At 72.0% G+C, this 25,179-nt stretch carries 20 protein-coding genes and 3 pseudogenes; 12 read left to right on the forward strand and 11 right to left on the reverse strand.

Going from position 1 to position 25,179, the window contains the following annotated elements:
• Positions 1-21: 21 nt before the first annotated feature.
• Positions 22-1,248 (reverse strand): epoxide hydrolase family protein, encoded by a 1,227-nt coding sequence (locus tag IEY56_RS01565; protein WP_189035196.1) that lies wholly within the window; start codon positions 1,246-1,248, stop codon positions 22-24.
• Positions 1,249-1,424: 176 nt separating this feature from the next.
• Between IEY56_RS01565 and IEY56_RS01570 the strand changes: the two genes are divergently transcribed.
• Positions 1,425-1,859, forward strand: coding sequence for a VOC family protein (locus IEY56_RS01570; RefSeq protein WP_189035197.1), 435 nt, complete (start codon positions 1,425-1,427; stop codon positions 1,857-1,859).
• Between the two features lie 92 nt (positions 1,860-1,951).
• Here IEY56_RS01570 and IEY56_RS01575 read toward each other — a convergent pair.
• The 4 genes and pseudogenes from IEY56_RS01575 to IEY56_RS01590 all read right to left on the reverse strand — a co-directional run.
• A pseudogene (locus IEY56_RS01575) lies at positions 1,952-3,676 on the reverse strand (SpoIIE family protein phosphatase); the annotation flags it as partial.
• A 1,921-nt stretch (positions 3,677-5,597) separates the two neighbouring features.
• Entirely contained in the window at positions 5,598-5,804 is a 207-nt protein-coding gene (locus IEY56_RS01580) for a hypothetical protein (RefSeq protein WP_189035198.1), read from the reverse strand.
• Between the two features lie 292 nt (positions 5,805-6,096).
• Positions 6,097-6,513 (reverse strand): SLOG family protein, encoded by a 417-nt coding sequence (locus IEY56_RS01585; protein WP_189035199.1) that lies wholly within the window; start codon positions 6,511-6,513, stop codon positions 6,097-6,099.
• 328 nt (positions 6,514-6,841) lie between these two features.
• Positions 6,842-7,402, reverse strand: a complete 561-nt coding sequence (locus IEY56_RS01590) for a GNAT family N-acetyltransferase (protein WP_189035200.1) — start codon at positions 7,400-7,402, stop codon at positions 6,842-6,844.
• 154 nt (positions 7,403-7,556) lie between these two features.
• On the opposite strand from IEY56_RS01590, the gene IEY56_RS01595 reads away from it, so the two are divergent.
• The gene (locus IEY56_RS01595; protein WP_189035201.1) at positions 7,557-8,426 is read left to right on the forward strand and encodes an alpha/beta fold hydrolase; all 870 of its coding nucleotides are present in this window, start codon (positions 7,557-7,559) and stop codon (positions 8,424-8,426) included.
• 242 nt (positions 8,427-8,668) lie between these two features.
• Here IEY56_RS01595 and IEY56_RS01600 read toward each other — a convergent pair whose 3' ends face one another.
• Entirely contained in the window at positions 8,669-9,463 is a 795-nt protein-coding gene (locus tag IEY56_RS01600; RefSeq protein ID WP_189035202.1) for an SDR family NAD(P)-dependent oxidoreductase, read from the reverse strand.
• A 287-nt stretch (positions 9,464-9,750) separates the two neighbouring features.
• Here IEY56_RS01600 and IEY56_RS01605 point away from each other — a divergent pair, with 287 nt between their 5' ends.
• A complete protein-coding gene (locus IEY56_RS01605) occupies positions 9,751-10,167 on the forward strand; it encodes a nuclear transport factor 2 family protein (RefSeq protein WP_189035203.1) in 417 nt (138 codons plus the stop codon).
• A 99-nt stretch (positions 10,168-10,266) separates the two neighbouring features.
• Here the strand turns inward: IEY56_RS01605 and IEY56_RS01610 are convergent, their stop codons facing one another.
• Positions 10,267-12,618, reverse strand: coding sequence for a thiamine pyrophosphate-binding protein (locus tag IEY56_RS01610; RefSeq protein ID WP_189035204.1), 2,352 nt, complete (start codon positions 12,616-12,618; stop codon positions 10,267-10,269).
• Between the two features lie 128 nt (positions 12,619-12,746).
• On the opposite strand from IEY56_RS01610, the gene IEY56_RS01615 reads away from it, so the two are divergent.
• The 3 genes and pseudogenes from IEY56_RS01615 (at position 12,747) to IEY56_RS01625 (ending at position 14,458) form a co-directional block, all read left to right on the forward strand.
• The gene (locus IEY56_RS01615; RefSeq protein ID WP_444544885.1) at positions 12,747-13,250 is read left to right on the forward strand and encodes an Lrp/AsnC family transcriptional regulator; all 504 of its coding nucleotides are present in this window, start codon (positions 12,747-12,749) and stop codon (positions 13,248-13,250) included.
• A 123-nt stretch (positions 13,251-13,373) separates the two neighbouring features.
• A pseudogene (locus tag IEY56_RS29015) lies at positions 13,374-13,681 on the forward strand (DUF4326 domain-containing protein).
• 156 nt (positions 13,682-13,837) lie between these two features.
• The gene (locus IEY56_RS01625) at positions 13,838-14,458 is read left to right on the forward strand and encodes an L-threonylcarbamoyladenylate synthase (protein WP_189035206.1); all 621 of its coding nucleotides are present in this window, start codon (positions 13,838-13,840) and stop codon (positions 14,456-14,458) included.
• A gap of 55 nt (positions 14,459-14,513) precedes the next feature.
• On the opposite strand, the gene IEY56_RS01630 is transcribed toward IEY56_RS01625, so the two are convergent.
• Positions 14,514-15,257 (reverse strand): GNAT family N-acetyltransferase, encoded by a 744-nt coding sequence (locus tag IEY56_RS01630; protein WP_189035207.1) that lies wholly within the window; start codon positions 15,255-15,257, stop codon positions 14,514-14,516.
• A 183-nt stretch (positions 15,258-15,440) separates the two neighbouring features.
• Here IEY56_RS01630 and IEY56_RS01635 point away from each other — a divergent pair, with 183 nt between their 5' ends.
• From IEY56_RS01635 to IEY56_RS01645, 3 genes are all read left to right on the forward strand, one after another.
• Positions 15,441-16,292 (forward strand): endonuclease/exonuclease/phosphatase family protein, encoded by an 852-nt coding sequence (locus tag IEY56_RS01635; RefSeq protein WP_189035208.1) that lies wholly within the window; start codon positions 15,441-15,443, stop codon positions 16,290-16,292.
• 144 nt (positions 16,293-16,436) lie between these two features.
• Entirely contained in the window at positions 16,437-16,940 is a 504-nt protein-coding gene (locus IEY56_RS01640) for a hypothetical protein (protein WP_189035209.1), read from the forward strand.
• Positions 16,941-17,165: 225 nt separating this feature from the next.
• Positions 17,166-18,683: a glycosyltransferase gene (locus tag IEY56_RS01645; protein ID WP_189035210.1), complete on the forward strand. Its 1,518-nt coding sequence runs from the start codon at positions 17,166-17,168 to the stop codon at positions 18,681-18,683.
• Between the two features lie 174 nt (positions 18,684-18,857).
• On the opposite strand, the gene IEY56_RS01650 is transcribed toward IEY56_RS01645, so the two are convergent.
• Together IEY56_RS01650 and IEY56_RS01655 are read right to left on the reverse strand one after the other, a co-directional pair.
• Positions 18,858-20,747 carry a propionyl-CoA synthetase gene (locus IEY56_RS01650; protein WP_189035211.1) on the reverse strand — a complete coding sequence of 630 codons (1,890 nt, stop codon included), beginning with the start codon at positions 20,745-20,747 and terminating at the stop codon, positions 18,858-18,860.
• Positions 20,748-20,980: 233 nt separating this feature from the next.
• On the reverse strand, positions 20,981-21,316 hold the full coding sequence (locus IEY56_RS01655) for a deoxyxylulose-5-phosphate synthase (protein WP_189035212.1): 336 nt from the start codon (positions 21,314-21,316) through the stop codon (positions 20,981-20,983).
• Positions 21,317-21,544: 228 nt separating this feature from the next.
• On the opposite strand from IEY56_RS01655, the pseudogene IEY56_RS01660 reads away from it, so the two are divergent.
• Both IEY56_RS01660 and IEY56_RS01665 read left to right on the forward strand, forming a co-directional pair.
• Positions 21,545-22,297, forward strand: a pseudogene (locus IEY56_RS01660) (DUF817 domain-containing protein); the annotation flags it as partial.
• Between the two features lie 209 nt (positions 22,298-22,506).
• Positions 22,507-23,307: a TIGR03619 family F420-dependent LLM class oxidoreductase gene (locus IEY56_RS01665; protein ID WP_229711457.1), complete on the forward strand. Its 801-nt coding sequence runs from the start codon at positions 22,507-22,509 to the stop codon at positions 23,305-23,307.
• A gap of 48 nt (positions 23,308-23,355) precedes the next feature.
• Here IEY56_RS01665 and IEY56_RS01670 read toward each other — a convergent pair whose 3' ends face one another.
• Positions 23,356-24,147, reverse strand: coding sequence for an SDR family NAD(P)-dependent oxidoreductase (locus IEY56_RS01670; RefSeq protein WP_189035215.1), 792 nt, complete (start codon positions 24,145-24,147; stop codon positions 23,356-23,358).
• Between the two features lie 186 nt (positions 24,148-24,333).
• Here IEY56_RS01670 and IEY56_RS01675 point away from each other — a divergent pair, with 186 nt between their 5' ends.
• Positions 24,334-25,161, forward strand: a complete 828-nt coding sequence (locus IEY56_RS01675) for an aldo/keto reductase (RefSeq protein ID WP_308424102.1) — start codon at positions 24,334-24,336, stop codon at positions 25,159-25,161.
• Positions 25,162-25,179: the final 18 nt, after the last annotated feature.

A 25,179-nucleotide genomic window follows, 5' to 3' on the forward strand; every position in this document is an offset into this window, starting at 1 on the left:
TCCGCCGGGGCGACAAGCCGTTCAGCGGCGGCCGCGGAAGGTGCGACGCAGGTCGCCGACCCAGGCGTCGGGGACCTCCCACGGGATGAAGTGGCCGCCCTCGTCGTGGGCGGTGAGGTTGACGGGGTCGAACCAGCCCTCGCGCATCCGGGACCAGAAGCCTGCGCGCTGCCCGGTGGTGACGCCGGGCGGATTCTCGTAACCGACGAAGGTGATCCCGACGGGGGCCTCTACGACGGGGCGGCGGTCGTGGACGGGCGTCCAGGGGTAGCGGTTGGCGTTGGCGTAGTACCGGACCGACGTGCCGATCGCGTTGTTCACCCAGTAGATCATCGCGTGGGTGAGCAGGTCGTCCTTGGTGAAGACCGTCTCGACGTCGCCCCCGCAGTCGCTCCAGCTCCACCAGCGCTCCAGCAGCCAGGCCAGCATGCCCACCGGGGAGTCCGTCAGGCCGTAGGCGAGGGTGCTGGGGTCGAGGGTGTGGGCGCACAGATGCACGGCGTTGCGGCGCTCCATGGCGACGAACTGCCGGTGGAGGTCCTCGGGCAGGCCCTCCGGAAGGGGCTTGCCGCGGCTGAGGTCCCAGGCGCGGTCCCCGGTGAAGAAGTCGAGGTTCAGGCCGGAGCCGATGTGGATCGCGTACAGCTCGCCGGGGTACTTGTGGCCGAGCTGGCTGGTGATCAGGCCGCCGATGTCGCAGCCGGCGGCGGCGTACTTCCCGTACCCGAGGGTGCGGGTCATGAGGGTGTGCCAGAGGTCGGCGGCCTTCCAGAAGTTCATGTCCGGATGGTCCGGCAGCGGCGTCGAGAAGCCGAAGCCCGGCAGGGAGGGCACGATCACGTCGAACGCGTCGGCCGGATCGCCGCCGTACGCGGCCGGGTCGGCGAGGGGCCCGATCACCTTGGACCAGTGCCAGAACGTCCAGGGCCAGCCGTGGCTGAGGATCAGCGGCACGGGGTCCGGGCCCACGCCGGGCTTGCGCATGAAGTGCACGGGGACGCCGTCGACTTCAGTGCGGTAGTGCTCGTAGGCGTTGAGACCGGCTTCGGCCTTCCGCCAGTCGTACTCGTCGCGCCAGTACTCGGCCAGCTCCTGGAGGAAGGCCCGTCCCACCCCGTAGGACCAGTCGCCGTTGCCGGTGTCGTCCGGCCAGCGGGTCAGCCGCAGCCGGGTGCGGAGGTCCTCCAGAGCCTCCTCGGGGACGTGGATCGGACTGGGCTCCAGCGGGAAGGGCACGGAACCTGGCACGGGGTCACCGCCTCGGATGAGTGGTCGGCGTCGGAGTCGCGGCGGCGCGGGCCGCCTGAATCCGGGTACAGGGCAGGGGGCGGTCGGACGATTCCGGAACCTCGGCACCGTGTCGGCACGTCCGGGTCCGGAAAATACCGGAGAAAGCGCCGGTGTCTCCTTGCTAGCGTGCGCCGATGTCTTCGATCAAGCAGTTCCAAGTCACGTTCGACTGCGCGGACCCCTGGCGCGTCGCCCGTTTCTGGTGCGAAGTGCTGGGATACGTGCTGCCGCCGCCACCGGAGGGGTTCGCCACCTGGGGCGAGGCCGAGCGTGAGATGCCCCCGGAGCAGCGGGGCGCGTGGGCGGCATGCACCGATCCCTCGGGTGCGGGCCCGCGGCTGTTCTTCCAGCGTGTTCCCGAGGGGAAGGTCGTCAAGAACCGGGTGCATCTGGACGTGCGGGTCGGCACCGGTCTCGTGGGTGAGGAGCGCGTGGCGGTGCTCGAGGCCGAGTGCGAGCGGCTGGTCGCGCTCGGAGCGGTACGCCTGTGGCTGCTGCCCGCCGACGATGTCGACGAGTCGTGCCTGGTGATGCAGGACGTCGAGGGCAACGAGTTCTGCCTCGACTGACGTCCAGTCCAGGCTGTCGGCCCGCCCGTAGTCCTCTGCCCGCGGCTGCCGCAGCGGGTGGAGGCCCATCGGAGGCCGCATACGAGGGGCCGTCAGCCGGCGGGCGGCCGGGGCACCGTCTGCTCGGCCCAGATGATCTTGCCGTCCTCCGTGTAGCGGGTGCCCCAGCGTTCGGCGAGCTGGGCCACGAGGAACAGCCCTCTCCCGCCCTCGTCCATGGTGGCCGCGTAGCGCAGGTGCGGCGAGGTGCTGCTGTGGTCGAAGACCTCGCAGAAGAGCGTGCGGTCGCGGAGCAGCCGCACGTTGATGGGTCCCGCGCCGTGCCGCATGGCGTTGGTGGTCAGTTCGCTGAGGATCAGCTCCGTGGTGTCCACGAGCTCCTCGAGCCCCCAGTCGGAGAGGAGTTCGGCGACGGCGGCGCGTACGCGGCGCACCGCGGCGGGGTCCGACTCCACGTCCCACTCGGCCACCTGCCCGGCGTCGAGCACGCGCGTACGGGCCACCAGGAGCGCGATGTCGTCGCTCTGGGACTCCGGGAGGAGGGCGTCGATGACGGCGTCGCACGTCTCCTCCGGCGACTGGTCGGCGCGCGCCAGGGTCTCGTGGAGCAGCTGGAGCCCGGTGTCGATGTCCTGCTCGCGGCGCTCGACGAGTCCGTCCGTGTACAGGACCAGCCTGCTGCCCTCGGGAAGCCGCAACTCGGCTGTCTCGAAGGGCTGTCCGCCGATGCCGAGGGGAAGGCCGGCCGGCACGTCCGGGAACTGCACCGTGCCGTCGGGGTGGGTGAGCGCGGGCGTCGGATGGCCGGCCCTGGCCACGGCGCACACGCGGGAGACGGAGTCGTAGATCGCGTACAGGCAGGTGACGCCCGCGACGGTGGTCTCGTCACCGGCGGCGACGGCGTCCTGGTCGATGCGGGTGACCAGCTCGTCGAGGTGGCCGAGGATCTCGTCGGGCGGCAGGTCCAGAGCGGAGAAGTTGTGCACCGCCGTGCGGAGGCGGCCCATGGTGGCGGCGGCGTGCAGGCCGTGCCCGACGACGTCGCCCATGACGAGCGCCACCCTCGCACCCGGCAGCGGGATGACGTCGAACCAGTCGCCGCCGACCCCTTCCTGCGCGGGAAGGTAACGGGAGGCGACCTCGACGGCGTTCTGCTCCGGCAGCGCGCGAGGCAGCAGGCTCCGCTGCAGGGCGACCGCCGTGGCGTGCTCGCGCGTGTACCGGCGGGCGTTGTCGAGGGAGACGGCGGCGCGGGCCGCCAGTTCGGCCGCGAGGAACAGGTCGTCCTGCTCGAAGGGCTCGGGCTTCTCCGCCCGCCAGAAGTTGACGACACCCAGCAGCATGCCGCGGGCGGGCAGCGGAGCCGTGATGAGCGAGTGGATCCCGTAGCCGAGGATGCGGGAGGCCCGGTCGTGGCCCATCGACTGCCATCCCCGCGACTCGCTGAGCCGGGGCACCAGAATCGCCTGCCCGCTCTCGATGCTGCGGGCGGGAGGCGACGACGGCACGAAGGTGATCATTTCGCCGACCGGGAAGAGCGGCGCGTCCTCGCGGATGCCGCTGTAGGCGAGGCGCCGCATCCGGGTGCCGCCGTCGCCGTCGCCGTCGCCGGAGCCGACCCTGATGCCGTTCACCCCCGGTTCGTCACCCCGCAGCACGGACTCGGCCAGCTCGACGGTGACGAAGTCGGCGAAGCGCGGCACCGCGACCTGCGCCAGTTCCTCGGCCGTGTGGGTCACATCGAGGGTCGTGCCGATGCCGCCCGTCGCGTCGTACAGCAACTTCAGCCGGCGCCGGACCAGTTCGACCCGCTGCGATGCCTCACCGATCATCTCCATGACGTCGTCGGTGCCGATGTGCTCCTCGCCGGCGACCGCGTCGACCGCGAGACGCGCCGACGCCGCGCCGACCGAGCCGGCGAGCTGCGCTTCCGCGTGGTGGGCCAGTTCCGGCGCCGCCTCGGCCGCCGGCGACTCGGGTTTCCTCCCCGGATAGGAGCTCATCGCGCGGCGCGCCCCCTCCCGCCCGAGAAAGCGCTCCAGCAGCGCCTGAAGCTCGCCGACGGTGGCACGCGTCTGCCAGCGCCGCCGCTCCCTGACGGGCTCCGCGAGGACTTCGACGAACTGCAGGGCCTGCGTCCGCTCGGCCGGCCCGGGTCTGCCCGCGAGTGAGACGCCGACGTACGCGCCGATGTTCAGCAGCGCGCTCCAGAACATGGCGTGGCTGATGTGGTCCATTCCCGACAGGCCGAACAGGTGCTGCGGCCGGAGCAGTTCGATGCCCAGCGGGCCGTTGCGTACGAAGGAGGAGGGCAGCAACCCGGCGTCGGCGAAGATCGGCAGCAGCAGCGTGTACGCCCACACCGCGAACCCCGCCAGCAGTCCGGCGAGCACTCCGTGACGCGTGCCGCCCTTCCAGAACAGCCCGCCGAGGATCGCCGGCGCGAACTGTGCCACCGCCGCGAACGACACGGTGCCGATGGAACCCAGCGCCGGGCCCTCCCCGGCGAGCCGGAAGTACGAGTAACCGAGCAGCAGCACCAGGACGATCGTCGCCCGGCGGATGCCGAGCACCAGTCCGGCGACGTCCGCCCGGTGCGTCAGCCGGGGCCGGACGCGCAGCAGGAACGGCATGACGAGCGAGTTCGACACCATGGTGCTGAGCGCGATCGTCTCGACGATGATCATGCTGGTGCCGGCGCTGATGCCGCCGATGAATACGAGGAGTGCGAGCACCTGCGGGCCGTCGGCCATCGGCAGTGCGAGCACGAACGTGTCGGCGTCCACGGACTTCCCGAACTTCAGCAGTCCGCCGGCGGCGATCGGCAGCACGAAGAAGGTGATCGCGAGCAGGTACAGCGGGAAGAGCCACATCGCCCGCTTGAGGTGGCCCTCGTCGACGTTCTCCACGACGATCATCTGCCACTGCCGCGGCAGCAGCACGATCGCCAGCATGGACAGCACGTTGAGCCAGACCCACTCGCCGTACCCGGTCTCCTCCCGCACGGTGAACAGTTCGCTGAGACCGGCGTCCGCGGCCTGGGAGAACAGGTCGCCGAACCCTCCGAACACCCAGAAGGTCACGAAGATCCCGGCCGTGAGGAACATCAGCAGCTTCACCACGGACTCGAACGCGACGGCCGCGACGATGCCCTCGTGGCGCTCGGTGGTGTCCAGGTGCCGCGTGCCGAAGAGGATCGTGAACGCCGCGAGCAGCAGCGCCACGTAGAACCCGGTGTCCTGGAACAGCGGGACGTAGCCCAGCTTGGAGGTGGAGGTGATCTCGGGGTGCCTGCGGAGGATCTCGAAGGTGTTGGAGATCGCTTTGAGCTGCAGCGAGATGTAGGGGACGATCCCCACGACGGCGATGATCGTCACGAGGCCGCCCAGCGCGGCGCTCTTCCCGTAGCGGGCGGAGACGAAGTCGGCCAGCGAGGTGATCCGCAGCCGACGGCTGACCCGGATGATCCTCCGCAGTACCGGCCAGCCCAGCGCGAACATGACCATCGGCCCGAGATAGACCGACAGGAAGCCCACTCCGGCCGTGGCCGCAGTGCCCACGTTGCCGTAGAAGCCCCACGCGGTCTCGTACACCGCGAGGGAGAGCGCGTAGACGGTGGCGTTGTTGATCACGCTCCGGCCGGCGTCGGCCCGTCGGTCGGCGTGGAAGGCCACGGCGAAGAGCAGACCGAGGTACCCCACCGAGACAGCGACGATCACCCAGGTCTGAAGCACGGCGCTACTTCGATCTGCCGCCGATGACGGCGACGAGCCCGATCACGACCGCCCAGACGATGTACAGGTAGGCCCAGAGCAGCGGGACGCCGAACGCGAGTTCCTCACGGTCGAACTGTGCGAGCAGCGGCGGAACGATGAGCACCAGCCCGAGCGCCGCCACCGCCACCAGCCGCCCGGCGAGCTGTTCGTCGTCTCGCGAGTCCGCCACGGGCCACCGCCTCCGAATCCTCGATGTTCCGCCGTGGACCGTCCAGGATGTCCAGTGCTGCGACGCCGCTCGGCACCGCCATGACCAGCACTCGGACCAGTCCAACACGGCACCGGGACGCGTCGCGGACCGCCACGCCGCCCCACTGCCCGCCGCCGGGCGGGACGGCGGGAGAGGGACGACGCCGGCTTCCCGTCCGGCGGCAGGCGCTGCGCGCGTGGCGGGGCGGAACGTCCGGACGGAGGGCGGCGCGGCACCGCCTCACTGGTCCTGCCGTCGAGCCGTTACGCCGTTACGCCGTCCACCGTCTGACCGGGATACCGGCTTCGGCGGCGAGGGCGGCGCACGCGTTCGCGTCGTGGGAGTTGTGCGGCTTGGGGCGGCGGCACCTGACGGAGGCGCAGGGACCGACGAAGACCAGGCACAGATCGGCCCCGGCGCTGACCATGCGCTGGTCGCGTACGTGTTCGGCATCGTGGCCGAACGTCTCCCGGTCGGCCGTGTGGGCCTCGACGGGGACGTCGTTGGCGGCACACCAGCCGGCCGCCTGCGCGTCCGGGCCCTCAGGGCGGGCGCCGTGGACGACGACGATGCCGCCTGCCCCGTCCCGGAGTGCGTCGTCCCGGGCTTCGAGGAGGGCGCCGGCGACCCGCTCCTCGTCGTCCCACGTCCGGGACCCGGTGACGAGTACGCGCCAAAGGTCGCTCATGCTGCGGTCTCTCCTCGCGGGGTCGGGGCGGGTCCGTCGATTGTGACGGACGCGCAGCAGCCGCAGGCCGGTTCACGGCGGCGGGCCGGCAGGCGTAAGCCCGCGGACCGTCACCCGGTCACCGGCGCGGGGTACCACCTGTTACGTAGGGACGGCCGCTCACCGGGTCCGGTGCGGGCGCTCGCCAACGCCCGCCCGCTCGCCCGGAGATGGGCGAGGGCAGTCGCGAGCAGCGCGGTACCGGCCGCCGGGAGCAGCCCGTCTTGCGTCAACACGCCGGCTCCGGCACCGACTTCGAGGCGAGCCCGCGCGTCCCGCAGCTCGGACGCTACGCCCGACGCACCCACTGGGCCCGGGTGAGGGCGTACTCGACATCGCCGTGCTCGGAGCCCTCGATGGCCTCCGGCCAGTCACCGGTGAAGCTCCGCAGGAACGACAGGCCCGACTTCTCCATGACGCGCCGGGAACCGGCGTTGACCGCCATGGTGTTCGCGGTGACCCGCACCACGCCGAGCTCCTCGAATCCCTTGCGGATGAGGGCCCTTGAGCCCTCCGTGGCGTAACCGCGGCCCCATGCGCTCCTGTTGAGCCGGTATCCGAGCTCGACCACGGAGGCGTCGCGCTCGTCCAGGGGCCTGAACTCGAACCAGCCGAGGAAGACGCGGCTGCCCTTCTCCTCGGCCGCCCAGTAGCCCCGCGTGTCGATGCACGGGTACTCCCGCATCAGCTTCGGCAGGGTGCGCTCCCGGATGCTGTCGCGGTCGGCCGGCCTGCCGCCGTTGATGTAGCGCATGACGTCCGGGTCGCTGTGCAGCGCGAGCAGGTTGCCGGCGTCCGCGGCCGTGAACGGACGCAGCACGAGCCGTTCGGTCTCCAGGAAGGCTTCCACGGCGCCATCGTCACCGCCGGATACCCGGGCCCGCCACCGCATTTCGCGGCGACTGTACGGCCCGCCCGCGCCCGCTACGAGAAGTCCGCGCCTCCGTCCTGAGCGTGGGCCGGGAACGCGATGAGTTCTCCGCGCCGTGTGAGTCGGCATCCGTATGAACACCGAGAAGCTCGAGACACCCGGGGCGGACCTCGTCTACGACGTGCGCGGCCCGCTTCCGCCCGACGGCGGCCGACCGCCGCTGATGATGATCGGCCAGCCGATGGACGCCTCCGGCTTCGCGGCGCTGGCCCCGCACTTCCCCGACCGCACCGTCGTCACCTACGACCCCCGCGGCCTCGGCCGGAGCACCCGCAAGGACGGCCGCTCCGACCACGAGCCGCTGACACAGGCCGGCGACGTGCACGCCCTCATCTCGGCGCTCGGCGCGGGCCCCGTCGAGATGTTCGCGAGCAGCGGCGGCGCCGTGACCGCTCTCGCCCTCGTCACCGAGTACCCCGGCGACGTGACCGTCCTGGTGGCGCACGAGCCCCCGCTGCTCACGGTGCTCCCCGACGCCCCGGCGGCCGAGCGGGCCCGCGCAGAGGTGCGGGACGCCTACGAGAGCAAGGGCTGGGGCGCGGGGATGGCCGCCTTCGTCGCGATGACGTGCTGGCAGGGCGAGTTCACCGGCGACTACTTCGCCCGGCCCGCCCCGGATCCCGCGTCGACGGGCCTGCCCACCGGCGACGACGGCTCCCGTGACGACCCGCTGCTCTCCGACAGGTCCTGGGCCGTCAGCGGCTACCGGCCGGACGTCCAGGCGCTCAGGTCGTCGGCGACCCGGATCGTGATCGCGGTGGGGGAGGAGTCGAGGGCAACGCTCACCGGACGCACCTCCGAGGCCACGGCCGAGCTGCTCGGCCGGCGGGCGGCCGTCTTCCCCAGCCACCACGGGGGCTTCCTCGGCCCCGAGTCCGGCTACCCGGGCCGGCCGGAGGACTTCGCAGGCCGTCTGCGCGCGGTCCTCGACGACGCCGGCTGAGCGGCGTCACGCGGTGGGCGGCCGCCCGTCCCGTCAGACGGCGCACCGGTCCGAGCCGTCCCACCCGTCCCAGCCGAACGCCCGTGGCGCCAGCGGGCGCCCTCGAACTCCTCGCGCACCGCGACCCCCTACGCCCACACCGCGCCGATGCAGGGGTGGTACGCGTCGTGGAAGCCCGCGGACGTGAAGGAGGCTCACGGCACGGCACGGCACGGCACGGCGACGGCGCGCGGCGCCGGCAGTCACGGGATGAGAGTCGGTGCGACGCCGCCGTCGACGCGCAGGGCCGCCCCCGTGGTGGCGGACGCCTGCTCGGAGGCGGCGTAGAGGACCAGGGCGGCGACCTCGTGCGGACGGATCAGCCGGCCCAGCAGCGAGGTCGGGCGCTCCTGTTCGATGAACGCGCGCTCGGCCTCGGCGAACGAAGTGCCCGGTCCGACGCGGTCGTTGATGAACTCCTCGACGCCGGGAGTCAGCGTCGGTCCCGGGAGGACGGAGTTGACCGTGACGCCGGTGCCCGCGACCTCCTGGGCCATGCCGCGCGAGAGGGCGAGCTGGGCCGTCTTCGTCATGCCGTAGTGGACCATCTCCGTGGGCGTCATGACGGCGGACTCACTGCTGATGAACAGCACACGCCCCCAGCCGCGGCCGGCCATGCGGGGAGTGTGATGGCGTGCCAGCCGGACGCCGCTGAGGACGTTGACGTCGAAGAAGCGCTGCCACTCCGCGTCGGGGATCTCGAAGACCGGTGCGGCCGAGAAGATGCCGGTGTTGTTCACAAGGACGTCGCAGTCCGGCACCGCCTCGATCAGCCGCCGGGTGCCCTCGGCCGTGGACACGTCCGCCGCGACGGGGCGCACCGCGTCCGAGCCCGCCTCCGCGGCGACCGCGCGGGCGGCTTCCGCGGTGCGCTCCTCGTCGCGTCCGTTGACCACGACGTCGGCCCCGGCGGCGGCCAGCGCGACCGCTATGGCCCTCCCGATGCCGGCGGTGGATCCGGTGACGACGGCGGTCCTGCCGGAGAGGTCGATCTGCATGAGGGCCTTCCTTCACGGCGTCCGGCGCGAGCGGCGGACGCGGGTCGGTGCGGTGGCTTCTGAGTCGCAGAAGGGGACGGTCCGGACCGTACTTGCGTGCGCATGTAATTGCAAACGCGCTATATATTTGCGCGCGGGCTAGCTGCGTCAGGTGGTGAGAATGGGCCATGACTTGACCTGACCGGCCGCCTGCCCTGACGGGTGTCCTGACCGGTTGCCCTGACGGGTCGTCCACACGGACCGGCCGTCCGTCCGCACGCCCGCTGCCGTCGGTGTACGGTCCGGGGATGACCGAGGCGGACGGCGCGGCCGCGCAGCAGCGAGATCCGGGAGCCGGGGCTGCCCGTGAGCAGCTCACCGCCGTCGCGGCGGACTGGGCGGCGGCGATCGTCTCCGACGACCCCGAACGCATCGCCGAGTTCATGGCCGACGAGTGGGTGATGGTCTCCGAGACGGGCGTCTCACCGAGAGCCCAGTTCCTCTCGTACGTCGAGTCGGGCGATCTGACGCACTCCGCCATGGAGCTCACCGGCCGCCCGAGGATTCAGGTGTACGGCGAGACCGCGCTCTTCACCGGACGGGTGACGAACACGGCTCACTACCAGGGCCGTCGTTTCGAGGCCGACGAGTGGACCACCGACGTCTTCGTACGGCGGGGCGGCCGCTGGCTGTGCGTCCTGAGCCAGGTCACCGCGGCACGCTGACACCGCAGGGCCGGCAGGCCCGCGCTGCACGGGCCGCCGGCTCGCACGCGCCCTCCCGCCGTATCGCGCGGGCGTCCCGGCGAGGCGGCGCCCGGCCGGTCAGTCCGTCAGGTCCAGGGCGGCACCGACGATCCCGTCGGCGTCGATGCCGTGGTGGCGGTGGACGTCGGTGAGGGTGCCGCTCTGGCCGAACCCGGTCACTCCCAGGGTGCGGCTGGGCACCTGGTTGATCCCGGCCAGGAACGCCAGCGTGTGGGGATGCCCGTCGAGGACGGTGACCATGGGCCTGGCGCGCTCGGGCGGGAAGATCTGTCCGAGGATCCAGTCGGAGCCCTCCTCCAGCCCCTGCCGTGCGCGCACCGCCCGGAAGAGGAGGTCCGCGCTGGTGACGGACACGACGTCGGCGCCCACACCGAGTTCGGCGAGCCGGTCCGCGGCGGCGAGTGCTTCCGGCACCATCGCGCCGGCCGCGGCGATGGTCAGCGACGGGTCGGCATGCCGGCGCAGCATGTAGCCGCCCGCGACGGTCTGCCTGCGGCGGCGCTCCCTCGCGGCGGGGTCGGCCGGCACCCCGGCCAGCGACTGGTCCACCGAACGGGTCGACAGCCGCAGGTACGTCGACCCGCCGTCGGGCTTCCCGAGGCGGGAGAGCCCCGCGAGGAGGCACCACTCCAGGTCGAGGGCGAAGGCCGGTTCGTAGGCGGTGCAGCCCGGCTGCTCCAGGCCGATCGAGGGGGTGATGACCGACTGGTGGGCGCCGCCCTCCGGCGCGAGGCTGACGCCGGACGGCGTGCCCACGAGGATGGACTGGCCGCCCGCGTACATCCCGAAGGACCACGGCTCCAGCGCGCGCCCCACGAACGGGTCGTAGACCACGCCGATCGGCATCAGCGGCCTGCCCCACCTGCTCCACGTGGCGCCGAGCTCGCCCAGAAGGCCCACCAGGTTGGTCTCCGCGATGCCCAGTTCGATGTGCTGCCCGCCCGGCTGCTCCCGCCAGTGCAGGATCGTCTCGGCGTCGTCGGCGAACCAGTCCCGGCGCTCGGTGGGGGACCAGGTGCCGACCTTGTTGAGCCAGCCTCCGAGGTTGGTCGTCGAGGCGACGTCCGGGCTGACGGTCACCACGTGCCGCGCCGTCCCGGGGGCCTGCCGCGTCAGGTCCAGCAGGGCCCGGCCGAGGGCCTGCTGGGTCGAGCCGCTGCCCGTGGGGGTGCGCTTGAAATCCGTGGGGACCGCGGGCGGAGGCTGCAGCGGAGCCGGGTCGCGCCGGAGGCGCGCGGCCGTGCGTTCACACAAGCCGGCCTCGGGACTGCCCTGCGGGAACCGCTCCCAGGGGCGTTCCGGATCGGCGCCGACGTTCCGTGCGAGCTCCGTCATCTGATCGCCGGTCAGCAGGGCCGAGTGGTTCTGCGGGTGGCCGGCCGTCGCGAGGCCGTGGCCCTTGACGGTGTAGGCGAACACGACCGTGGGACGGGTGTCGTCGATGGCCGCGTACGCGTCCGTCAGCGCGCCCAGGTCGTGGCCTCCGAGGTTGCGGATGACGGCGTCGACGGAGGCGTCGTCCAGCCCTTCGAGCAGTGCGGCGATCTTGTCGCTGCCGGGGCCCGACCCCGGGAGCCTCTCGCGCAGTTGCGTCGCCGAGCAGCGCAGCAGCCGCTGGTACTCGGGGTTGGTCATCTCGTCGATACGCGCGCGCAGTGCGTCGCCGCCGGGTTCGGCGAACAGCTTCTCCAGAAGGCGGCCGTACTTGACCGTGATGACCTGCCAGCCGGCAGCGGCGAACATGCCCTGGAGCCGCGTGGCCGAGATGTTGGGAACGACCCTGTCCAGGGACTGCCGGTTGAAGTCGACGATCCAGACGACCTCGCCGAGTTCGGCCACGCCGGGATCGAGGATCGCCTCCCAGCAGGCGCCCTCGTCGAGTTCGGCGTCACCGATCAGGGAGTACTGGCGTCCCGAACCGCCGTCCTGGAAGCGGGCGTTGACGTACCGGCGGGCGACTGCCCCCCAGATGGGTGCCGTCGCGCCGATGCCCACCGAGCCGGTGGAGTAGTCGACGGGGTCCGGGTCCTTCTCGCGGCTCGGGTAGCTCTGCAGGCCGCCGAAGCTGCGCAGCGTCGTCAGGTAGGACTCGTCCAGCTCGCCCAGGAGGTAGTTCACGGCGTGCAGCACGGGCGAAGCGTGCGGCTTGACGGACACGCGGTCCTCGGGGCCCAGTTCGTGGAACCAGAGCGACGTCATGATCGACGTCATGGAGGCGCTGGACGCCTGGTGGCCGCCGACCTTCAGGCCCGTCGGGTTCGGGCGGACGCGGTTGGCGTGGTCGATGATCGCCGTGGACAGCCACAGGACCCGCTGCTCGACGGCCCGCAGCACGTCGAGGTCCCTCTCGGCGGGCCCCGCCGCCACCGAGCCGGGCCGGTCCGCTGCAGCCTGGGTTTCCGTGGTCATGGCGTCCATCCGAAGCAGAGAAGTCAGCAGATTGCATCTGAATGACAGCAGGACGATGATGACCGCACAAGTTGTGTGTCATCCACTGAGCAATATGCCCAGTCAAACCACCCCCCGATACGGCGAGGTTGAGCAGAGTGACAGGCGAGGAGCCCCTCGACGGCGTCGACGCACGGCTGCTGCTCGCCCTCGCGGACGAGCCGCGCGCACCGGTGATGGCGCTCGCCCAGCGGCTCGGCCTGTCCCGCAACACCGTCCAGGCACGGCTGGCGAAGCTGGACCGCAGGGGGGTGCTGCACTCGTTCGAGCGCCGCATCGATCCGGCGGCGCTGGGCTACCCCATGTCGGCGGTCATCACCACACGGGTGACGCAGCGGCGGCTGGAGGAGGTGGCGGACGTGCTGAGGGAGATTCCCGAGGTGGTGGAGGTCGACGGCCTCAGCGGCGAGACCGACGTGCTGGTGCGCGTGGTGGCCGTCGACGCCGACGATCTGTACCGCATCGCCGGGCAGGTCCTCGCCAGCCCGGGCGTGGAGCGTACGAGCACCGCCCTCGTCATGCAGAAGCTGGTCGGGCACCGCCTCGCCCCGCTGCTCCGGCGGGCCGCGGGCGAGTCGCCGGAAGGCGAGTGACGGCAGCCCTCCCGCCGCGCCGCCCGCAGGCACCTACCGCCCCTGCCGCGCCCTCTCGGTGCGCGCTGCCGGACGCAGGCTGACGGCGCGGCGACCCGAGACCGAGGAGAGGAGCGGAAGCACATGAGCAGCACCACGGTCGTCAACCTCAAGGGGCACCTCGGCGACCCCGGCTACGAGGACGTGGTCTACGTCGGACGCCCCATGCGCCGGGGCGGCCGGCACTTGGAGGGCTCCCCCCTGGCGTCCCCCTTCCGGCCCGGCCGGACGGCACCCGTGAGGAGGTGATCGAGCAGTACCGCGCGCACCTCCTCGGACGCCCCGGCCTCCTCGCTCTCCTGCCCGGACTGCGCGGGCGGCGGCTGGGGTGCTGGTGCGCCCCCCTGCCCTGCCACGCAGAGGTGATCGCGGAACTCGCGGACGCCGGCTGAGCGGCCCGGCCGGGGGAGACGGGGGCGTGTACGGCACGCACCCGAGCGGCGCGTCAAACGCGGCGGTCGCGGAGCCCGCCCGGCCAACGACGTGCTCGCGCCGCCCGGTTGGGCCGACGCGGGGGTTGATCCGTCGTGATCACGTAGGGTCGGTGGATGGCCAAGTATTACGACGTGCACCCCGAGAATCCGCAACGCCGCACGATCAGCACGGTGGCCGACAGCATCCGCTCCGGCGCGCTCGTCGCCTACCCCACGGACTCCTGCTTCGCGCTGGGATGCCAGCTGGGAAGCCGCGACGGCATCAACCGGATCCGGTCGATCCGCAACCTCGACGACCGCCACCACTTCACGCTCGTCTGCCAGAACTTCGCGCAGCTCGGCCAGTTCGTGCACGTCGACAACGACGTGTTCCGGGCCGTCAAGGCCGCTACGCCCGGGAGCTACACCTTCATCCTCCCGGCGACGAAGGAGGTGCCGCGGCAGCTCCTGCACCCGAAGAAGAAGACGGTGGGCGTCCGAATCCCCGACCACGCCGTGACGCAGGCCCTGCTCGCGGAGCTCGGCGAGCCGGTGCTCTCCAGCACGCTGCTGCTGCCCGACGAGGAAGAGCCCATGACGCAGGGCTGGGAGATCAAGGAGCGGCTCGACCACGTGCTGGACGCGGTGGTCGACTCCGGCGACTGCGGCACCGAACCGACCACGGTGCTCGACTTCTCCGGCGGCGGCGTCGAGATCGTACGGCGCGGAGCGGGCGACACCTCACGCTTCGAGTGACAGCCCGGGTAGCGCCTCGCCACCAAGGGCTTGCCCCACTGAGTCCGGCAGGGGGTCACTGCGGGCGGCGGACTGCGGCCGGGCCCAGTCCCGCGCGGGGGCGGCCCATGCCCGTCGCCCCGGCCGCGGGCCAGCGGACGGGAGCGGGAGCGGCGGCCTGGACCTGCCTCGGCGGAGGCGGTGCGGGCAGTGCCGGCGGCGGCGCGGGCAGGGCAGGCGGTGCGAAACCGCCCGCCGGAACGGACCGTTTGGGGGCGAGTACCGAGTAGACGACGGTGTCGCGCCACGAGCCGTCGGGACGTCGCACGTGCCGGCGCAGCAGCCCCTCACGGACGGCGTTGATCTGCGCCATCGTGCTGTGGCTCGTGCGGTCCAGGTCGTCGAACTGCCACTGCACCCGCGTGAAGCCCAGGTGGAAGGCGTGCTGCATCAGCAGCAGGTGGATCTCGACGGCGGCGAAGGTGCCGGAGAGCGAAGCGCCGAGCCAGTACCAGCCGATGTCGAGGCGCTGGTCGAGCACGCAGATGTCGAGGTAGGCGATCCAGCCGACCGGCCGCCGCGTACCGGCCTGCAGCACCGTGAAGAGGAAGGCGCCCCCCGCGGCCTGCTGGGCGAGGCGCTGCTCCACGATGAGGCGCATCTCGGCTTCCGAGCGCGGCGCGAGCACCGGCAGCCAGCCCCAGTCGGTCTCGAGGCCGCGCTGCGCCATGTAGAGATCCGGGACGTGGTCGAGCCTGAGCGGCTCCAGCACGACGTACCGTCCTGCCAGTGCCACGGGAGCGGGGGACCGCGCTGTCATGGGTCGCACGCTAGCGCGAACACCGTTCACGTGTAAGAGGAATGCGTTACGCGATCTTCACCTCGGCTGCCGAAGTGGTGCACCCCGTACACCGTCGCGCGTCCCCGGCGCGGCCCGTGAACAGGGGGAAGTCATCCGGAACGCGTCCGGCAGGCGCCTGCCGGACGGTGGTACGGATGTGCCATGGAACTTCACGTGATGACGTTCAACCTCCGCTACGCCGACTACGACAGCGCTTCCCCGCACGCGTGGCCCCTGCGCCGCCCGGCTATGGCGGAGCTCCTGACGCGGGAGGCCCCCGACCTCATCGGCACCCAGGAGGGAGTCCACGGACAGCTGCGGGACGTCCACACGGACCTCCAGCGGTCCGGGAAGAGCTACGAGTGGATAGGCATGGGCCGGGAGGGCGGCAGCCGTGGTGAGTTCATGGCCGTCTTCTACGACAGCGGCCGCCTCGCGCCCGTCGAGTACGAGCACTTCTGGATCTTCGACGATCCGCACAGGGTCGGCGGGAAGTGGCCGCACTCGGGCTCTCCGCGCATGGTGACCTGGGTGCGCTTCCGCGATCTCGTCGGGGGAGGCGAGTTCTACGCGCTCAACACGCACCTCGACAACGCCAGCCACGAGGCCCGTCTCGGCGGCGCCCGGCTGCTCGTCGACCAGATGCGCCGGCCGGCCGCACCCCTGGTGCCCTTCGAGCCGGGGCTGCCGCGCGTCCTGACCGGCGACTTCAACGTTCCGGCGGACGCGGGGGAGGGCGGTGTCCACGACATCCTGCTGCGGGAGGGCGAGATGACCGACTCCTGGACGGCCGCACCGGCGGAGCGCCGCAGCGCCGAGTACCGCACCTGGCACGACTACAAGGGGCCGGCGCCGGGCCCCCGCATCGACTGGATCCTCACCTCGCCCGGGGTCCGCACGGTCTCGACGAAGATCAACACGTTCGCGCCGGGGGGCCGGTACCCCAGTGACCACTTTCCCGTCCAGGCCGTACTGGAGCTGGAGCCCTCCTCCCGGGGTGCCGGCGAGGTCTGAGGGGCGGCACGGCGGGGCCCGTATTGCCGCGGCCGACCGGGGGTACCCGCCAGGCACGTACGGCAGCCGGCCGCCTCCGGGCGGGTCCGGTGCCGGGAGCGGGAGCCGTGCCGGAGCGCACGCGCAGGACGGGAGGTGACTCCGATGGTGCGGAAGAAGAAGGAGGGGAACGAGGTGCAGCGGCGCGCGGCCGCGCTCAGGGCGCGCCGTGCCGGAGAGACGCCCAGCGAGGAGCACACCACGACGGGCGCGTCGAAGCAGCGGACCCACGTCCCCCGGCGCTCGCACAGCCACGAGGAGAGGACCGCCCACATCCACGAGGGCAAGCAGGGCAGCGTGAGCAGGCCGGCGGCGGGAGGGGGCGGCCGGGGCGGCGCCGTAGAGCCGTGGCCCACGTTCCGCGGGCGCGGCCACCCTGGCTACACCGAGGAGCACGAGCAGGTCTATCAGGCCCTCGCCGACGCCCAGGCGGCCAACGGCGGGGCCGCCGTGATGCTGGGGGAGGTCGCGCGTGCGGCGGCACGGCCCCTGGAAGAGACGCGCGTCCTGATGCACGATCTGACGGCTGTCCAGGGACTGGCGACCGAACTGCAGCACCCCGACGACCCCGATCTCGGGTCTCGCTATGAGACGAGGCCCGGCTTCTGACGCCGCTGCCTGAGCCCGCGCACGGTGCCGTGCCGTACGGGCCGGGAGGGCCCCAGAGCATGGTCCCCCGCGTCACTTGTGACGGAGTGGGGCGGAGGGCCGCCGCGCGGTGCGTCGCCTGCCCTCGGCGAAACCGCCTGTGTCTTCGGGTACTTGCCCGTGCGGATATCGCAACGGAGAGCCTGGTCAGGCCGGGGGACCGTCCGGGGACGCTACGCTGAGGGCATGGCCGATTTGTTCCCCGGTGTACGGAAAGGTCTTCCGAAGGGGCGCCAGTTCGCGCTGACGTGGGGGATCCGCGACGATTTCGGCGGCATGACCAGCGCGATGCTCCACCGCAGCCGCGCCCTCGTACGCCTCGGGAGACGACCGGTCGACGTCCTCACCTTCGACGCCCGCCCCGACTATCCGTCGCTCGCGCACCGGCTCCGCGAGGACGGCGAACTGACCCCCGGCATGCGGCTGTTCAACCTCTACGACTGGTTCCGCGAGCATCCGCTGCCGCGGCCTGACGGCGCGCCCGTCCCGGGCGGGCTCGCCTTCACCCCGTTAGGGAGCGGACCCGCCCGCGAGAGCGTCCTGCGGGAGGGAACGGTGATGCACCGGACACGGCGGGCAGCGGACGGCACCGTGCTGCAGACCGACCACTACCGCGCGGACGGCTCGCTGCTGCTGAGCGACCGCCGCGACACGCATACCGAGGGCCGGCTCGGCGGACGCTCCGTGGTGCTGTGCGACACCGCCGGGCGCCCGGTCCGGGCCTGGGGGGCGATCTGGCCGTTCTACCGGCTGTGGCTCGACCTGGTGCGCGAGGGTGAACCCTCGTTCCTCGTCGTCGACAGCAAGCCGGTCGCGCGGTTCATGCTCACCTACCGCCGTCGGCGCGCCGTGACGCTCCACGTGGTGCACAATTCCCATCTCGACGGGGAGGGGCGGCAGTCGGGCCGGATCAAGGAGTCCCGGCGCCCCGTCTTCGAGCAACTCGGAAGCTTCGACGCGGTCGTTCTCCTCACGCCGCGGCAGAAGGCCGACGTCGAGGCGATGTTCGGCCCGTCTCCCAACCTCTGCACGGTTCCCAACAGCAGGAACGTCGTACCGTCGAGGCGGCCTGACCCCGAACGGCCGCCCGGACGCGGCGTCGTCATCGCCTCCCTCACCCGCCGCAAACGTGTCGGTCACGCTGTCCGCGCCGTGGCGGCCGCTTCGGCACGCGCGGGCGGTGATCTCACGCTGGACGTGTACGGAAGCGGTGCGGAGCGGCGGGCGCTGCGGAAGCTGGTGGACGGGCTCGAAGTGAGCGACCGCGTAAGGCTGCTGGGGCACCGCCCCGATGCGCGCGACCAGCTGGCCGGGGCGTCCTTCGTCCTCCTCACCGGCAGCACGGAGGGGCTGCCCCTCGTGCTGATCGAGGCCATGGCCGCGGGCTGCCTTCCGATCGCCTACGACGTGCCCTACGGGCCTGCCGACGTCATCACCCACGGCCGGAACGGCTTCCTCGTCGAGCAGGGGAACGTCGCGGAGCTGACGGAGGCCGTCGTGCGGCTGGCCGGCCTGCCCGCGAAGGAGATCGCCAGGATGCGCGGTCAGGCCCGCCGCACCGCGAAGCGGTACTCGGACGCGGCCGTGACGCGGCTGTGGGCACGCGAGATGCGCAGAGCGCGGCAGCGTCACAGGGCGGCATTCGAAGCCGCAGCGCCGGCCGCCCCCGCCCCGCAGGGGACCTCGGTCGCAGCGTCCACGTGACGGCGGTACGCGTCGACGGGGCGGTGGCGCCGCGCCTCATGCCGGTGTGCGCGGGGGACAGGCGCCGGAGCCGCGGGCGTCCCCCGTCTCCCGCCAGTCCCGTCCCCGGCAGCTCCGGCTCTCACCGATCCCGACTCCCGGCGACTCCGACTTCCGCCAAGTGCCGTGCGCCTTCTACTCCTTGCGCAGCGCCGGGCGCAGCGCGTCCAGCACGGCCGGGTCCTCGATCGTGCTGGGGACGGGCTCCTCGGTGCCCTCGGCGATGTTCCGCATCGCCTTGCGCAGGATCTTCCCCGACCGTGTCTTGGGGAGCGCCGTGACCACCGCGACGTCCTTGAGCGAGGCCACCGCCCCCACCTGGTCGCGCACCAGCTGGACCAGTTCCGCCTGGAGCCGGGAGGTATAGCCCTCGGCGGCCGCGTCCACCCCGGACTTGAGAACGACGAACCCGCGGGGGACCTGTCCCTTGAGCTGGTCCGCCACTCCGATGACCGCGCACTCCGCGACGTCCGGATGGCTCGCCAGGACCTCCTCCATCCCGCCCGTCGAGAGCCTGTGTCCGGCCACGTTGATGACGTCGTCCGTACGGCCCATCACGTACAGGTAGCCGTCCTCGTCGAGGTACCCGCCGTCCCCGGTGAGGTAGTAGCCCTCGAACGCCGACATGTACGAGGACAGGAACCGTTCGTCGTCGTTCCACAGCGTGGGCAGCGCCCCCGGAGGCATCGGGAGCTTCGCCACGATCGCCCCGTTGGTGCCCGGCGGCACGGGCTTCCCGTCGCCGTCGAGGACCTGGATGTCCCACCCGGGCAGCGGCTTCGTGGGCGACCCCGGCTTGAGCGGCAGCAGTTCGATCCCCGCCGGGTTGGCGACGATGGGCCAGCCCGTCTCCGTCTGCCACCAGTGGTCGATGACGGGAATGCCGAGCAACTCCGAGGCCCAGCGGTACGTTTCGGGGTCGAGCCGCTCACCGGCGAGGAAGAGGTACTTCAGCTTCGACAGGTCGTACCCCCGCGTGAAGGCGCCCTCCGGGTCCTCCTTCTTCAGCGCCCGGAAGGCGGTGGGGGCGGTGAACATGGAGCGCACCCCGTACTCGCTCGCCACACGCCAGAACTGCCCGGCGTCGGGGGTGCCCACGGGCTTGCCCTCGTACAGCACGGACGTCGCCCCGGCCAGCAACGGTGCGTAGACGATGTAGGAGTGGCCGACGACCCAGCCGACGTCGGAGGCGGTGAAGAGTGTCTGCCCCGGCCCCACGTCGTAGACGTTGGCCATGCTCCAGGTGAGCGCGGTGGCGTATCCGCCGCTGTCGCGCACGACGCCCTTCGGTTTCCCCGTGGTGCCCGATGTGTAGAGGACGTAGAGGGGATCCGTCGACTTGACCGGAACCGGGTCCGCGGGCGAGGCGGCGGCGCACGAGCTCGCCCAGTCGACGTCATGCTCGCCCAACTCGGCCTGCGCCTGCGGGCGTTGCAGGATCACGTTCTTCGCGGGATTGTGCGAGGCCATGCCGACGGCCGCGTCCAGCAGGGGCTTGTACTCGATGACGCGGGAGCCCTCGATCCCGCACGACGCCGAGACGACGACCACGGGCTCGGCGTCGTCGATCCGCACGGCGAGCTCCCTCGCGGCGAAGCCGCCGAAGACCACTGAGTGCACCGCGCCCAGCCGCGCGCAGGCGAGCATCGCGACCGCGGCCTCCGGCACCATCGGCATGTAGATCACGACGCGGTCGCCGGTGCCGACCCCCAGGGCGCGCAGGGCTCCGGCGAACGCGGCGACCTCGTCGCGGAGCCGCCTGTAGGAGTAGACGGACTTCGTCCCGGTGACGGGGGAGTCGTAGACCAGGGCCGCCTGGTCCCCGCGTCCGGCCTCGACGTGGCGGTCGAGGGCGTTGTGGCAGACGTTCAGCTCCCCGTCGGGGAACCACCGGTAGAAGGGGGGACGGGAGTCGTCGAGAGCTCTGGCGGGCGCCTTGTGCCAGTCCAGGGCGGCGGCCGCATCCAGCCAGAACCGCTCACGGTCCGACACGCTCGCTGAGAAGACATCCTCGTAGCCGCCCACCGGGTCCTCCTTCCGGGCGACCTCCGGCCGCCCTGGCTGTTCGTCGTCCGCTGTCGAGCGTGTCCGGTCCGCGCGGGACCAAGGCCCGGGCGCGGGCGGGGTGCGGACACCCGTGCGGGCCCGGTCCCGTCCGTCCGGCCGGTACGGCGACCATACGACCGTCCGGGCGCCCTGGTCAGCAGGCCGTCAGGCGCGAACCGCGCGCCGGACGGGCCGTCCCGGACGCGTCGATGTCAGACCAGCTCGCAGCCGCAGCGGACCAGCGACCGCGCGAAGGGTTCTCCCGTGGCGCGCGCGTAGGCCATCCGTTCGCGCACCTCCCTGAGAGTGCGGGGCCGGTAACCCGGCCCGCCGCAGCACGACTTGTGGAAGCGCACCCCCGCGTTCAACAGCACGGAGAGCGTCCGCCAGGCCCGCCGGTCCCTGCGGGGCGGAGCCGCGAAGGCGGATCCGGCGTGGACGAGGGGCCGGGCGCACCCGGGGCAGAGCCTCCGGTGGGTGCCCGCGTACGGCTGCTTGTAGGAGGCCCGGCAGGGCAGGCAGACGTACGAGGTCTTGGTGTGCGACATGCGGGCAGCTTAGGAGCGTCCCGTGCGGGGTTCGACGGCTTTCCGGGGGCCGGCGCCTTCGCCGCGCCCCGCCCTCGCGGCCGCCGTCCTGGCACCTGTCGTCCCCGCTCCGATCCCGTTCCCCGGCCCCGAATGGCGCGCGGCGACTCTCCGCGTCCTTCCGTCACCCGCGGTGAAGCACCGGCCGGGGCGGCGAACCGCACGGGTACGACAGGCGTCCCTGCCTGCATGGACGGGATCTCGCGCGTGATCGGGCAGCTGCTGCGCTTCGCCTGGCTGCAGGCGCGCTGCTGTGCTTTCGCCGTCGCCCTGATCGGCGGCATCGCCGTCTCGGCGCTGCTGCCGGAACTCCCCGTCGCCCGCTACGACCTCGTCCTCGTCTACGGCGTGCTGCTCGCCGTGCTCGCCCGGAAGCTGGGCTGGGACGGCTCACGGGACACGGTGGTGATAGCCGCGTGCCATGTCATCGGCCTGCTCTTCGAGCTGGTCAAGGTGCGGCTCGGCTCCTGGAGTTACCCGGAGGCCGCGCTGACGAAGGTCGCGGGCGTCCCGCTCTACGGGGGCTTCCTCTATGCCGCCGTGGGCAGTTACGTGTGCCGGGCATGGCGGATGATGGACCTGCACCTCACGGGGTACCGTCCGCGGATCATGGCGGTGCTCGCCGCGGCGGTCTACCTCAACTTCTTCACCCACCACTGGCTTCCCGACCTCCGCTGGCCGCTGGCCGCCGCCCTGCTGTGGGCGACGGCGGGCTCCCGGGTCTGCTACCGCGTCGGCGCGAGCCGCCACCACATGCCGCTGTGCGTGTCGTTCGTCCTCATCGGCTTCTTCCTCTGGGTCGCGGAGAACGCGGCGACCTTCGCCGGCGCATGGAGCTACCCTGACCAACTCGACGGCTGGCAGCCCGTCACCATCTCCAAGGCCGCCGCGTGGGCGTTGCTGATCAGCGTCACCTTCGTCCTCGTGGCCTCCTCGCGGAGGGCGGTGGCCGCACTGCCGCCGGGAGAGGCGGGGGCGGAGGGTTCCGGGGACGACGCCGGAGCCTTCGGACATGCGGAAACCGGCGGGACGAAGATCGGGGACACTGGGTGCGCTACGGGATCAACATCCTCAACTTCGGCCGGAGAACCGGCCCTTCGAGCCTGCTGCGGTGGGCGCGGTACGCGGAGGAGCGCGGCTTCGGCTTCGCCATGATCTCCGACCACGTCGCCGTCACCGAGCAGGTGGCCCAGCAGTACGAGGCACCCTTCTACGACCCCTTCACCACTCTCGCCTGGCTGGCCGGAAGCACCGAGAGGATCGAACTCGGCACCACCGTCACGGTGTTGCCCTTCCGGCACCCGCTGCTGACGGCGAGGGCGGTCGCGAACATCGACAACTTCAGCGGCGGGCGCTTCATCTTCGGCGTCGGCGTGAGCTGGAGCGAGACCGAATACGCGGCGCTGGGCGTGCCGTTCCGGCGGCGCGGAGCCGTCACGGACGAGTACCTGGACGTCGTCACCCGCGCCTGGCGGCACGAGAAGATCTCCCACCACGGGGAGTTCGTCTCCTTCGACGACGTGTCGACCGGCCCGCTTCCGGTGCGCACCCCTCCCGTGTGGATCGGCGGGGGCAGCAAGGCCGCCCTGCGCCGCGCCGTGAAGTACGGCGACGCGTGGCACCCCCTCAACCAGCGCATCGCGTGGTTCCGCGACGAAGCGCTGCCGGCGCTCCGCCGCTTCGCGGACGAAGCGGGCCGTCCCGTACCGCAGTTCGCGCCCCGGCTGCCGCTGCTGCTGACCGACGCGCCGCTCCCGGACGAGACCCGGCTTGCCGGGCAGGGCACTCTCGACCAGGTCAGGCGCGACCTGGACGAGCTGGCAGAACTCGGCGCCACCCACGTCCTGTTCGACACCTACCGGGGCGAACCGCGATCGATGCGTCCGCAGGCCGAGGACGAGCGCGTCCTGGAGACCCTCGCGCAGTACGTGCTCGGCCCGTCGGAGGGGTAGCGCGGGGAGGCGCGGACCAGCGCGGCGGCAGGCCCGGCGCCCCGGCCTTCAGCGCGAGGCGCGCTGCGCCTCGACTATCCGGCTGATGGTGTCCTGCGAGTTGCTGCGGCGCTGGATCCTCGCCGCGAACGAGGGGAACTGGCCGGCGATCGCCGCGCCCAGCCGCAGCTTCAGCGGAGCGACGTTGACCTCGCACAGATCCCGCTCCACGGCCCGGACGAGCCCCTCGGCGACCTGCTCCGGCGTGACGGTCCCCAGCCCGCCGGGCGGTTCGGCTCCGGTGGCGGCGAACATGCCCGCGTCGCGTACGAAACCCGGCTGGACGACGGAGACGCCTACCCCGGTCCCGTGCAGATCCTGCCGGAAGCCCAGGGCGAAGCCCCGCAGCCCGAACTTGGACGCGGAGTAGAGGGACGCGGACGGCGTGGCCGCCTTGCCCGACATCGAGCCGACGAACGCGAGATGGCCGCGGCCCCGCTCCACCATGCGCGGGGCCAGGAGGCGAGCCAGCATGACGGGCGCGCGCAGGTTCACGTCGAGGGAGCGGTCGATCTGCCCGGGCGTGTAGTCGAGCAGGTCGCCGCTGGCGGGGAGTGCTGCGTTCGCGACCAGGATGTCGGCGCCGGAGGCCTCCTCCGCGAGCCGGGTGACCTGCCCGGCGTCGGCCAGGTCCGCGACGACGCCGCGGGCGCCCAGCTCGTCCGCGAGCGGCTCCAGCACCTCCGCGCGTCGCCCCGTCAGTATCAACGTCGCACCGGCATCGGCGAGTTGGCGTGCGATGGTGCGCCCTATGCCGCCGGTGACCCCGGTGAGCAGGACGGTGGATCCAGCGATGCGCATCGGCTCGGCCCCTCTGGTCGTGGACGCCGGGATCCCGGCGAACTGGACGATACCTGGGAGTAACCCGGCAGGGTTCACCCGACCGCCGGTACGGCCGCCCGCCGGGGCGTGCCGGTGAGGTTTGAGCAGGGGACGACCGAGGGACCAGCACCGGAAGCCATCCCGAGAGACCGAGGAAGCCAAGACGTGAGCACAGTTCCCGCTGTCACCCTCAACAACGGTTCGTCCATGCCTCAGTTGGGCTTCGGCGTGTACCAGGTGCCCGAGGACGAGACCCAGGGCGTGGTGTCCACCGCGCTGGAGCTCGGGTACCGCAGCATCGACACCGCTTCCCTCTACCGCAACGAGGAAGGTACCGGCCGCGCCATCGCCGCCTCCGGAATCCCGCGCGAAGAGCTCTTCGTGACGACGAAGCTGTGGAACACCGACCACGGCCACGACGCCGGCCGGCACGCCTTCGAGGTGTCGCTGGCCAAGCTCGGCCTCGAATACGTGGATCTCTACCTCATCCACTGGCCGCTGCCCGCCCGGGACCTGTACGTCGAGACCTGGCGGGCGCTGGAGAAGATTCACGAGCTCGGCCGTGCGAAGGCCGTCGGCGTCTCCAACTTCCATACGCCGCACCTGCGCAGGCTCATCGCGGAGACCGACGTGGTGCCCGCCGTCAACCAGATCGAACTCCATCCGAAGCTCCAGCAGGAGCAGTTGCGCACCTTCCACGCCGACGCCGGCATCGCCACGGAGGCGTGGTCGCCGCTGGGCAGGAACAACGGCGTCCTCGACGACGAAGCCGTGACCGGCGTCGCCCGCAGGCACGGCCGGACTCCCGCCCAGGTCGTCCTGCGGTGGCACCTGCAGCTGGGCAACGTCGTCATCCCCAAGTCCGTCACGCCCGCCCGGATGCGCGAGAACATCGACGTCTTCGGCTTCGAGCTCGACGACGAGGACATGGCCGCGATCGGCGCGATGGAGACGGGGGAGCGCGTCGGGCCGGACCCGGACACGCTCAACTGAAGCGCAGGACGGCGGCAC

It is taken from the genome of Streptomyces daqingensis, from assembly GCF_014645895.1.
GTDB classification, from domain to species: Bacteria; Actinomycetota; Actinomycetes; order Streptomycetales; family Streptomycetaceae; genus Streptomyces; species Streptomyces daqingensis.